This window comes from Kitasatospora sp. A2-31 (assembly GCF_022288725.1).
Classification (GTDB): Bacteria; Actinomycetota; Actinomycetes; order Streptomycetales; family Streptomycetaceae; genus Kitasatospora.
Genome location: NZ_JAKNTA010000046.1, coordinates 1 through 10,541, shown reverse-complemented (window position 1 = coordinate 10,541; position 10,541 = coordinate 1). Strand labels below are relative to the sequence as shown.

Annotated in this window: 9 protein-coding genes and 1 pseudogene; 6 read left to right on the top strand and 4 right to left on the bottom strand. The window is 71.2% G+C overall.

Annotation, left to right across the window (positions count from 1 at the left end; genetic code table 11):
* Positions 1 to 295: pseudogene (locus MCM47_RS38480) on the bottom strand (hypothetical protein); the annotation flags it as partial.
* 182 nt (positions 296 to 477) lie between these two features.
* Between MCM47_RS38480 and MCM47_RS38475 the strand changes: the two are divergent.
* From MCM47_RS38475 to MCM47_RS38465, 3 genes are all read left to right on the top strand, one after another.
* Positions 478 to 1,119: a hypothetical protein gene (locus MCM47_RS38475; RefSeq protein WP_238951593.1), complete on the top strand. Its 642-nt coding sequence runs from the start codon at positions 478 to 480 to the stop codon at positions 1,117 to 1,119.
* Between the two features lie 169 nt (positions 1,120 to 1,288).
* Positions 1,289 to 1,663, top strand: a complete 375-nt coding sequence (locus MCM47_RS38470; protein ID WP_238951592.1) for a hypothetical protein — start codon at positions 1,289 to 1,291, stop codon at positions 1,661 to 1,663.
* Between the two features lie 123 nt (positions 1,664 to 1,786).
* Complete coding sequence (locus MCM47_RS38465; protein ID WP_238951591.1) at positions 1,787 to 2,470, top strand: GNAT family N-acetyltransferase; 684 nt, start codon at positions 1,787 to 1,789, stop codon at positions 2,468 to 2,470.
* A gap of 160 nt (positions 2,471 to 2,630) precedes the next feature.
* On the opposite strand, the gene MCM47_RS38460 is transcribed toward MCM47_RS38465, so the two are convergent.
* The 3 genes from MCM47_RS38460 to MCM47_RS38450 form a co-directional block, all read right to left on the bottom strand.
* On the bottom strand, positions 2,631 to 3,854 hold the full coding sequence (locus MCM47_RS38460; protein WP_238951590.1) for an MAB_1171c family putative transporter: 1,224 nt from the start codon (positions 3,852 to 3,854) through the stop codon (positions 2,631 to 2,633).
* Positions 3,854 to 4,393 carry a hypothetical protein gene (locus MCM47_RS38455; protein WP_238951589.1) on the bottom strand — a complete coding sequence of 180 codons (540 nt, stop codon included), beginning with the start codon at positions 4,391 to 4,393 and terminating at the stop codon, positions 3,854 to 3,856. The genes MCM47_RS38460 and MCM47_RS38455 overlap by 1 nt, the downstream gene beginning before the upstream one ends.
* A gap of 112 nt (positions 4,394 to 4,505) precedes the next feature.
* Positions 4,506 to 5,048 (bottom strand): hypothetical protein, encoded by a 543-nt coding sequence (locus tag MCM47_RS38450; RefSeq protein ID WP_238951588.1) that lies wholly within the window; start codon positions 5,046 to 5,048, stop codon positions 4,506 to 4,508.
* A 242-nt stretch (positions 5,049 to 5,290) separates the two neighbouring features.
* Here MCM47_RS38450 and MCM47_RS38445 point away from each other — a divergent pair, with 242 nt between their 5' ends.
* The 3 genes from MCM47_RS38445 to MCM47_RS38435 all read left to right on the top strand — a co-directional run bounded on the left by MCM47_RS38445 (position 5,291) and on the right by MCM47_RS38435 (position 10,480).
* A complete protein-coding gene (locus tag MCM47_RS38445; RefSeq protein WP_238951605.1) occupies positions 5,291 to 6,754 on the top strand; it encodes a VCBS repeat-containing protein in 1,464 nt (487 codons plus the stop codon).
* A gap of 11 nt (positions 6,755 to 6,765) precedes the next feature.
* Positions 6,766 to 8,796 (top strand): glycoside hydrolase domain-containing protein, encoded by a 2,031-nt coding sequence (locus MCM47_RS38440; RefSeq protein ID WP_238951604.1) that lies wholly within the window; start codon positions 6,766 to 6,768, stop codon positions 8,794 to 8,796.
* 214 nt (positions 8,797 to 9,010) lie between these two features.
* The gene (locus tag MCM47_RS38435) at positions 9,011 to 10,480 is read left to right on the top strand and encodes a CHAP domain-containing protein (RefSeq protein ID WP_238951603.1); all 1,470 of its coding nucleotides are present in this window, start codon (positions 9,011 to 9,013) and stop codon (positions 10,478 to 10,480) included.
* Positions 10,481 to 10,541: the final 61 nt, after the last annotated feature.

The window sequence follows — 10,541 nt, the reverse complement described above, 5'->3', positions numbered from 1 at the left end:
ACGCCGGCAGCGCGACTGCGCCGCCCAGCGCGGCGAACAGGAGCGGGGCGTTCCACCAGGGCACCAGCTCGACGGAGCGGCCGTCCGGCCAGCGGCAGACGTGCGAGGGCGGGAACAGCGACTCCTCGATCCGGATGTCCCTGTGTTCGGGTGCCCGGTACTCCACCGGGTCCCACCCGTGGAGCTCGGTGACGCAGGCCCGGGCCGGCCGCGTCTCGACACCGGACATCATGCCGAGCAGCCAGACCACGCCCGCCGCCAGCAGACAGAGCACCACGCCCACCGACCTCGCCATAGCCGTCCCCCCGCTTGACCGTCCGTCCGTGCCCGACCCGTAGACGATCATGAACCTGGGCTCGGTTCCGCTGCCGTCCACCGGTTCCCGGCACGCTCACGGCGTGCCGGAACCGGGAACCGGTACCCGCGCGTCCGGTCTTCCCGGGGTGTCGTCGTCCGCTGCTGGAGGGGTTCCGGATCGTGATGTGGGCCGTGGCCGGGGTGTCGTTCGCGTTGCTGCCGTTCGTCCACTGGCTGCTGCGCGCCCGGTCGACGCCGCTGCGAGTCCCCGTTGCCGCCGTGCTGCTGCTCTGGCTGGCACTGGTGCTCGCGGTGGCACTCGACCTGATGCAGCTGCGGAGCGAGGCCGAGCTGTACCTGCTGTACACGCCGCTCGCCGAACTGGTCGTCCTGGCCGGCCTGTGGCTGGAGCGACGGATCGCCGGCCCGCGTCCGGAGCGCCCGGGCGGCTGGTCCCGGGCGGTGGGCATCGCCTTCCACGGCCAACTGGCCCTCGTCCTCGCCGCGACCCCGTTGCTGGCGCTCGTGATCTTCCACGAGGCGGACGTCCCGTCCGCGAAGGCCGTGCCGCAGCCACCACCCGGCTACACCGTCACCGGCACCGGCCAGGACTGCGGCAACGGCCACGGCGCCACCTGCTGGCGCACGCTCTACCTCGCGGGCCCGCCCGGCGTGCCGACGGCGCAGGCCGCCGACCGGCTCCGACCCCGGCAGCGGTGCGAGACGAACGGCTGGCTGATCGACCGCCGCGAACTCTGCACCGAGGTGAGCACCGACGGCGTCACCATCGTCTACCGCGTCCACCTCGGCGGCTTGCTCTAGGCCCCAACGGCCGGACCTCGCAACGGCTCCCGAGCGCGCGGGCGATCGGCCATGATGGGATCTTCCGACGCGAGGGGGCGGGACCGTGCACGACGGAAGCGGGGGAGCGGTACGAAAGAGGCGTAGCCCCTGGGCGCTCGCCTATCTCGCAATCGGGCTCGTCTGTCTGATGATCGCCGCCTCCGTGGCGGCGGATTCCACCAGAGCCGACGATCTCATCCCCCTTGTCCTGACGGGCGTTCCGGGCGCGGTCCTGACGGTCCGGGCCCCGATGTCCGGGGTGTCGTTCGGAGCCGCCGGGGTGAAGTACAGCGGGCTGCTGACCTCGCGCTCCTACCCGTGGTCCGAGGTCGCCGGGGTGAAGTCCGCCGTCGTCTCGGGCACGCTGTTCTCCTCCGACGTTCCGGAACTGGCGCTGGCGTCCGGCAAGGGCGATCAGCTGTCGATGCTGGCGGGCTACGGGTGGGGGAGGAGGCGCAACGGGCGGGTGGCACGGCTGGTGGACGAACTGGCGACCGCCCGCACGTCCGCGCTCGCCTCCTGACGGCAGACTCCCCGGCGGGCGGAGGCCGGCCGGTGGCCGCGCGGGGCGGCGCCGCCCCGCGGCGGACCACGGGGATGGCCCGTTCGCTCGCCCACCCGGTTGCGGCCGTGTTCTCATCGCCGTATGACGAAGATCGAATCAGAGCCGATGCGACGTTGGCTGAACGGCTGGACCGTGGCTCGCTCCCTGCCCGAGGCCGAGCCGGTCGGGCTCGCCGGGGACGGCCTGCGATCCGAATGCGACCAACCCGGCCGTGAGGTCGAGGTGTTCGCGCTGCGGGCGGATGAGGAGCCGGCATCCTTGGCACGGCTGGCGACAGCCGTCGCCGCCGCGAGGCAGACCACCTGGCTCACGGTACCCACGCTGCGCCCGGACGCCGTCGAAGCCGTCGTCCGCGCCGCCGGACTGGAGTTGCTCCACCGGTCCGAGTGGCTCATGACGACCGATCTGACCGGTCACCCGCAGCACGCGCCCGCCGCGCCGTACGCGTGCGAGGTCCGTACGGAGGGACCCGTCACGGTCGTCTCCCTCCACGACCCCTCCGGGGAGGTGGCGGCGCGCGGTGTCATCGCCGTGGTCGGCGCCGATGCGATCGCCGACCGCATCGAGACGGAGCCGGCGCACCGCCGGCGCGGCCTGGGCCGCGCGATGATGAGCGCTCTGGCGCAGGCCGCCGTGGCCCAGGGCGCCCGTACCGGTCTTCTCATCGCCAGTGAGGAAGGGCAGCGCCTCTACTCCTCCCTCGGCTGGCACCACGAAGCCGACGTCCTGATCGCCCGGGGCCCGGTGACTCCCTCCCACCGGTAGGCACCCCGTCACGCCGCGGATCCGCCATGACGCACGGCGTACTCCTGCGGATCCGCTGCGAGGGCGCTCGCCTACCACCGGCGGTGTTCGACGCCGGTCTGCAGGCCATGATCATTGGCTTCGAACACCGCCGACGCGCGGCAGGGGCGCACGAGAGACGTCAGGCCCGGACGGGTGAAGGCGTCAGGTGCCGGGGCGGTGGCAGACGGCGGTAGGCGGAGGCCACCTTGAGCAGCCAGGCGATCTCCTCACGCGGCGTCAAGCAGCCCGGATGGTCGGGCTCCAGGGGCATGCCACCGGCCGGTGGCTGCCCGTGGGCCTGGTGGTGCAGTGCGGCGCGCAGCCACTGCGCCTCGGCGGCCGCCGCGGCCCCCTCGTCGGGCGTGGCGCACCCGGTCGGGCCGGCCGGGTGCGGGGGTGTGGCCGGCGGGGTCGGCGCGGGCACGGTGTCCCTCAGGGCGAGGGCTGCGTCCCGGATCTCGAAGGCCCGGTGGGCGAGGTCCAACGACCGGTCGCCGTAGGCGAACAGCTCGCGCACACGTCCGCGCGAGGTGCCGAACACCACGTGCGGCACCGCGCGGACCAGGTCGGACCAGAGCGGGTGGAGGCGCCACATCGCGCTCTGGTCGTAGACGTAGCGGAGCGCGATCCGCAGCGCCGGCATGGAGATGCCGAGGACCAGCAGCAGGGCCCCGACGGCGGGCAGGAGTTCGGCGACGGCGTCGTCGACCGGGACGGGGCGGCCGGTCACCGGGTCGGGCGGCGCGTTCCCGTGCCGGGTGAGGACCACCACCCGGTAGACGGTGTGGCCGAATCCGACGGCGCAGCCCGCGGCCAGCAGCCGCACGCCGGCGCGCAGCAGGCCGCGCGGCACGGAGAGCCGGTTCGTCCAGAACAGGTGGGCGGCGAGCGCCGTGGCCGTGCCGAGGAAGAGGTAGTGGACGGCGAGGTACAGCCGGACGGCCGGGTCGCCGCAGTAGGCGTCGATGTGGTCGGCGTTGATCGCGTCGTGGTTGAAGAAGCCGACGAACAGCACCGTCAGAGCCAGCCCGGCCGCGAAGGCGAGTCGGTGCCGCAGCCGGGCCGAGCCGAGGAGCTGACCGGGGCGGCCGTGGACGGCGTGGACGTAGTCGAGCAGGAAGACGGCGGTGGCGAGGCCGAGGAGGTTCCTGGCGAGGACGGAGATCTCCGGGACTCCCGTGGCCGCCCCCATGAAGCGCGCGATCGCCGGCAGCCGGGTGCTGAGAGCGAGGGCCATGGTCGCCAGGGTGGCCCACAGCGCGCGCGAGGCGGGCGTGGAGGGGGAACGGAACACGGACGGGGCCCGCCAGAGGGTGGCGGCCCAGAGCAGCGCGGCGCTCAGGAGGGAGAAGAGCGGGCGCATCAGTTTCGCCGCCGCCGGCGGAGCGGTTGTATCGGGTGGAGGAGGCTGTCGGTCAGCCGACTCGACGCGGCGGTGCACGCCCGGTCCCGGCTGGGGCGGTCGGTGCTCGCGAGGTCGGCCAGCAGGAGGGCGATCATCTCGGCCTCCTGCTCCTCGACGGTGGTGTAGCTGGTGCGGCCCACCCCCATGGCCTGGGCGATGAACTCGGGGGTCAGGTCCGGCATCAGTCCGGTGAGGTGCTGGAGTTCGAGGACGCCGGTGTGCCCGCAGACGACGTGGCCGAGCTCGTGGAGCTTGATCAGGTCCTGGTGGGCGGGGGTGGTGCGCTGCTCGTAGAGGATGACGTCGATGCTGGGCAGGGCGATCCAGAGCCCGCACGGGGCGTCGCGTCCCAGCGACGGCAGGGGCTCCATGACGATCGGCCGGCCGCGGCGCCGCTCCAGCGAGGCACGGAAGTCCTCGACGGTGAAGGGGGCGGGCAGGTCGAGGTCGGCCAGGATGCCCTCGCAGCGCTTACGGAGCCCTCGGGGGAGTGCCATGGTGATGAAACGTTCCTTCGCGAGGCGGCAGGCGGCAGGCAACGGGCGGCAAGGCAGACGCAGGCGGCGGGTGGCAGGCGGCAGGCCTGTCACCCGGTGGCCGTCCCGGCGTTCACCGCTCGCCCTGCGCCCCGGGGCCGCCCTGGTCGGCCGCCCCCTCCTCCAGGCTCTTGAGGCGGTCCGCCAGGGCGAGCAGCATGTGGAGGCTGCCGTCGGACAGGCCCGAGGCGCGCTGGACGAGGTTGACGACGTCGTTGTTGCCGAGTGCCTGCCGGAGCTCGCCGAGCTGTTCCAGTCGCTCCAGCTGCTCGTCGACGGCGGCCGTCCGCGCGTCGTCGAGGAAGTACGCGGCGCCCTGCCGGATGCCGAAGCCGCGGCCGAGCCAGTCCAGGGTCTCGACGGTCGGGTTCGGCGTCTGGCCCTTCTGCGTCACGCCGTGGTGCAGGTTGCGGATCGTGTCCTTGGAGATGACGTCGTGCCCGGCGATCCGGTTGATCCGCTCGGCCAGTTCACGGTAGGTCGGGGCCCGGCCGCCGGCTCTGGCCGCCTCGCGGGTGATCAGCGCGTCGATCTTGTCGGCGATGAGAGCGGCACGGCCCGGGCTGCGGTCCGCGGCACCGTCCGCGCCAGGGCTCTCCGGCTCGCCTGCATGCACGTCTCTCGCCTCCGATCGGGTGCCGCCACACTATCGCGATCGCCACAAGCGATGATTTAACTAGCCACTTCCCCCTATGACGTGCTTGGTCATCGGACGCCGCGTCAAACGGCCTTTTTCGAACGCACCTTGGCTCAGAGCGCGTACCGGAAGGTGATTGTGTGGGCGTGGATGATCTCGTAGGGTGGCTGCGCTGGCGATTTAAATCGCCAGCCCGATCCGGCAACAGTCAGGGGGAACCCATGTCCGCTCAGCGTGCTGCTCTGCGTACGACGTCCGTGCTCGTCTCGATAGCCCTCTCCGTCCTGGCCCTCGGCACCGTCCCGGCCGCCCACGCTGCCCGGCCTGAGTCAGCGGCCGATGCCGTTACCTCACCCGAGGACCACGACAAGGGCGGGGCGGGCCAGCCGACCTTCGCCAAGCAGCCCACGGAGAGCGGAGCGCCGGCGCTGACCGCGAGCCCCGCCGTCACTCGCTCCGAGGCGCTCGCCCGGGCCGAATCCTGGGTCCCGCTGGGCCTGAAGTACAGCTGGACCACCTACCACGACGGCTACCGCCAGGACTGCTCCGGCTACGTCTCGATGGCGTGGAAGCTCTCCACGGCCGGTGGCGGCCTGACTACCGACCGATTCCTGCCCTCAGGCGTGGCGTCCAGGATCAGCAAGAGCGACCTCAAGGCGGGCGATGCACTCCTCAACCCCGCCACCGGCGCACAGGGCCACGTCGCCCTCTTCGACCACTGGACCGACGCCAGCCAGACCTCCTACGTCGCCTACGAGTTCACCGGATCCGGCGTTCACCACCGGACGATCCCCTACCCCTACTTCTCCGGCCACGGCGAGTTCTTCCCGGTGCGCAACAACAGCATCGTGGACGACGTGGTGCCGCCCAAGCCCCCGAAGCTCCGCCTGGACTTCGACGGTGACGGCAGGGCGGACGTCGCCGGGAAGCTGTCGGACGGGAACCTGCTCCTGTGGAAGGGGCTCGGCAACGGCACCCTCGACACCCAGAGCGGCTACGGCATGTGGCCGGACAACGGGTTCGGCCAGGTCAGCGACATGGTCGCGGCAGACTTCAACGGTGACGGCAGGACCGACGTCGCCGGGAAGCTGTCGGACGGCAACCTGCTCCTCTGGACGGGCAACGGCAACGGCACCCTCGACACGCAGAGCGGCTACAGCATGTGGCCGGACAACGGCTTCAAGGACGTGAGCAGCCTGGTCGCCGGTGACTTCAACGGCGACGGCAAGGCCGACATCGCGGGCAAGCTCGCCAACGGGAGCCTGCTCCTGTGGACCGGCAACGGCAACGGCACCCTCAACACGGCGTCCGGCTACAGCATGTGGCCCGACACCGGCTTCGGCCAGGTGAACAGTCTCGTGGCGGCGGACTTCGACGGTGATGGGAAGACCGACATCGCGGGGAAGCTGTCGGACGGGAACCTGCTCCTGTGGAAGGGGCTCGGCAACGGCACCCTCGACACCCGGAGCGGCTACGGCATGTGGCCGGACAACGGCTTCAAGGACGTCGACAACCTCGTCGCCGACGACTTCAACGGCGACGGGAAGGCCGACATCGCCGGTCGCGCGTCCAGCGGCGCCCTGCTCCTGTGGACCGGCAACGGCGGCGGCCAGTTGAACACGACCTCCGGCTACGGCATGTGGCCCGACGACGGCTTCAAGGCCGTCAACCCCCTCATCGGCTGAGGCGGGACAAGGTGATCACCATCAGGATCCGTCGCGCCGTGCTGTCCATCGGCGGCTGCCTCGCACTCTCCGCCGTCACGGTCGGACCGGCCACCGCCGCCCCCAACTCCCCGACCACCCAGGCCACCACCAAGGCGGTGACGTACCTCGGCCACCGCTTCACCGTCCCCGCCGACTGGCCGGTGATCGACCTGGCCGCCGACCCCTCGGCCTGCGTCCGCTTCAACCGGCACGCGGTCTACCTCGGGACCCCGGGAGAGGGGACGACCTGCGCGGCCGAGGGCACTGGCCGCACCGAGGCCCTGCTCGTCGAACCCGCGCCCTCCGGAGCCGCGCCCCACGCCACAGCCGACCCCGTGAACCACGAGCTCACCACCACGACGGCCGGCATCCGCATCACCGGCACCTACGACCTCGACGAAAGGCTCGTCCGTGGCATCATCGCCACCGCAGGCATGCCGACGGCCAAGTCCACGTCCGTATCATCACCAACCGGGAGCTCCGAGGCCCGGAGCCCGGCAACGGCCGTCGCCGCTCTCCCGACCGGCATCACCGACTTCACCGGCAAGGGCTTCGACGCCTGCCAGGCACCATCGTCGGACTTCATGAAGACCTGGAAGGCGAACTCGCCCTACGGCGCCGTCGGCGTCTACATCGGCGGCAGCACCATGGTCTGCGGCCAGCCGAACCTCACCGCCGACTGGATGCGGCAGCAGGCTTCCGACGGCTGGCGGTTCATCCCGATCTACTGCGGCCCCCAGGCCTCCCGGATCACCAGCCCCACGAGCGACGGCATACGCGAGGCGGACTACGCCGCCGGCAAGGCGGCGGCACTCGGGCTCGGCCAGGGCAGCGTGCTCTACTACGACATGGAGGCCTACCCCTCCCAGTACAGCTCCCACGTCCTCGGCTTCCTCTCGGCGTGGACCAGCCGCCTGCACGAGCTCGGCTACCGGTCGGCGGTGTACAGCAGCTCGTCCAGCGGCATCGCCGACATCGTCCGGAACCGGAACAACGGCTACGCCATCCCGGACGTGCTGTACTCCGCCAACTGGAACGGCAGGGCCGACACCAACGACCCCGCAGTCCCGGGCGACCTGTGGGCCAACCACCAGCGCATCCACCAGTACAGCGGCGACGTGACCGAGACCTGGGGCGGTCGCAGCCTGAACATCGACCGGGACTACCTGGACGTCGCCGTCTCCGCCACCCCTGGCCCCCAACCCGGCCCCACCGACCCCGCCCGCGTGGACTTCAACGGCGACGGCAACCGGGACGTCGCCGGCCGTGCCCCGGACGGCGCCCTGCTCCTGTGGACCGGCTACGGAAACGGCCGGCTTGACCCGACCAGCGGCCACGGCATGTGGCCCGACAACGGCTTCGGCCAGGTCAGCGACATGGTCGCGGCGGATTTCAACGGTGACGGCAGGACCGATGTCGCGGGGAAGTTGGCGGACGGGAACCTGCTGCTGTGGACGGGCAACGGCAACGGCACCCTCAACACGGCGTCCGGCTACAGCATGTGGCCCGACAACGGGTTCAAGGACGTGGACAGCCTGATCGCGGCGGATTTCAACGGTGACGGCAAGGCCGATGTCGCGGGGAAGTTGGCGGACGGGAACCTGCTGCTGTGGACGGGCAACGGCAACGGCACCCTCAACACGGCGTCCGGCTACAGCATGTGGCCCGACAACGGGTTCAAGGACGTGGACAGCCTGATCGCGGCGGATTTCAACGGTGACGGCAAGGCCGACGTCGCGGGGAAGTTGGCGGACGGGAACCTGCTGCTGTGGACGGGCAACGGCAACGGCACCCTCAACACGGCGTCCGGCTACAGCATGTGGCCCGACAACGGGTTCAAGGACGTGGACAGCCTGATCGCAGGTGACTTCAACGGCGACGGCAAGGCCGACGTCGCGGGGCGCGCCTCCGGTGGCGCCCTGCTGCTGTGGACGGGCAACGGCAACGGCCGGCTGAACACCGAAAGCGGCTACGGCATGTGGCCCGACAACGGGTTCGCGCAGGTCAGCGAACTCATGTGAGGCACGCTCGACGGACCTCCGGTTCCCGCCCCAGGGTCGGTCCGTCGGTGATCCGCGCTGCGCTCCAGGAGGGCCCGCGCCCTGGTGTCACGGTGCCATCCGGCCTGTGACGACGCGCTGGACCTCGTACCCCTCCTCCGGCCACGGCGACGAACCGCCTGCCCGAGGACACCTGATCGTTCCACCATTCACCTCTCATACCGGAGCACTCACCATGTCCACCTTCACCTCCCGCCGTGGCGCAGCTCTCGCCCTCGCCACCGCGATCGTGCCGGTCAGCCTGGCCTTCGGCGCCTCACCGGCCCATGCCAGTGTCGGCTCGAACATCGTCGGCATCGCCCTGGCCAACAACTACAAGACGGCCTGCGCGACCAACAGCGCCGGTGGCACCGGCTTCTACTCCAGCTGCACCGGCAACGGCGGCCGGCCCGAGAACTGGTGCGCGGACTTCGCCAAGTGGGTGTGGGCGCAGGCGGGGGTCAACGTCGCGGGCCTCACCCCGGCGGCCGGCAGTTTCGGCCGGTACAACGGCGGCCTGCACAGCACTCCGCACGTCGGCGACGCGGTCGTGTTCGCCTACGACGGCGCGGGCTACGCCGATCACGTCGCCATCGTCACGGAGGTCGGCAACGGCACCATCAAGACGATCGGCGGCAACGAGGGCGGCCAGCGCGGCAACTTCGCCGCGACGTCGCGCGTCCGGCTCGACGGGCCGTACAGCTCGGCGCTCGGCTACAGCTCCTACATGGGCCAGCGGATCAGCGGTTACGTCTCCCCGATCGGCGGTACCGACAACGCCCCGGCGCCGACCCCCGCCCCGGCTCCGGTGGCCAAGGACGTCACCAACCTGTTCGCCATCGGTTCGGGCGGCACCGTCTTCAACGCCGGCGGTGACTTCGCCTCCGGTGCGTGGAGCGCGTTCCAGCAGGTGCCCGGCAACAGCGGCATCGAGCAGATCTCCGCCGTGCAGATCGGCGCCGTCGTCCACCTGTTCGTCATCGGATCCGACGGGACCGTCTACACCGCCGACGGCGACACCACGGCCGGTGCGTGGAGCCCGTTCCAGGCGATACCCGGCAACAGCGGCATCAAGAAGATCGCGGCCACCGCCGTGGGCAGCACCGTCCACCTGTTCGCGACCGGCTCCGACGGGACGATCTACACCGCCGACGGCAACTACGCGACCGGCTCTTGGAGTCCGTTCCAGCAGGTGCCCGGCAACAGCGGCATCCAGGAGATCGCGGCCACCGCCGTGGGCAGCACCGTCCACCTGTTCGCGACCGGCTCCGACGGGACCGTCTACACCGCCGACGGCAACTACGCGACCGGCTCCTGGAGTCCGTTCCAGCAGGTGCCCGGCAACAGCGGCATCAAGAAGATCACCGCCGTCTCCACCGGCACCACGGTGCGCCTGTTCGCCATCGGTTCCGACGAGCGGATCTACAACGCGAACGGTGACTACGCGGCCGGCACGTGGAGCACCTTCCAGCCGCTGCCCGGCAACAGCGGCATCAAGAAGATCACCGCCAACGCCGTGGGCAACACCGTCCACCTGTACGCCGTCGGCTCCGACGGGACCGTCTACAACGCGAACGGCGACTACGCGACCGGCTCCTGGAGCCCGTTCCAGCAGGTGCCCGGCAACAGCGGCATCCAGGAGATCTCCGCCACCTCAGGCACCTGATCCCCGCGGGGCGCCCCGCACCCGACCGACCGCCGCCATGGACGCGGCTCAGCGTGACCAC

Excerpts from the sequence above, each read along its gene's own strand:
- MCM47_RS38460 (WP_238951590.1), bottom strand. The coding sequence starts at position 3,854 with ATGCGCCCGCTCTTCTCCCTCCTGAGCGCCGCGCTGCTCTGGGCCGCC.
- MCM47_RS38455 (WP_238951589.1), bottom strand. The coding sequence starts at position 4,393 with ATGGCACTCCCCCGAGGGCTCCGTAAGCGCTGCGAGGGCATCCTGGCC.
- MCM47_RS38465 (WP_238951591.1), top strand. The coding sequence starts at position 1,787 with ATGACGAAGATCGAATCAGAGCCGATGCGACGTTGGCTGAACGGCTGG.
- MCM47_RS38435 (WP_238951603.1), top strand. The coding sequence starts at position 9,011 with ATGTCCACCTTCACCTCCCGCCGTGGCGCAGCTCTCGCCCTCGCCACC.
- MCM47_RS38445 (WP_238951605.1), top strand. The coding sequence starts at position 5,291 with ATGTCCGCTCAGCGTGCTGCTCTGCGTACGACGTCCGTGCTCGTCTCG.
- MCM47_RS38470 (WP_238951592.1), top strand. The coding sequence starts at position 1,289 with ATGATCGCCGCCTCCGTGGCGGCGGATTCCACCAGAGCCGACGATCTC.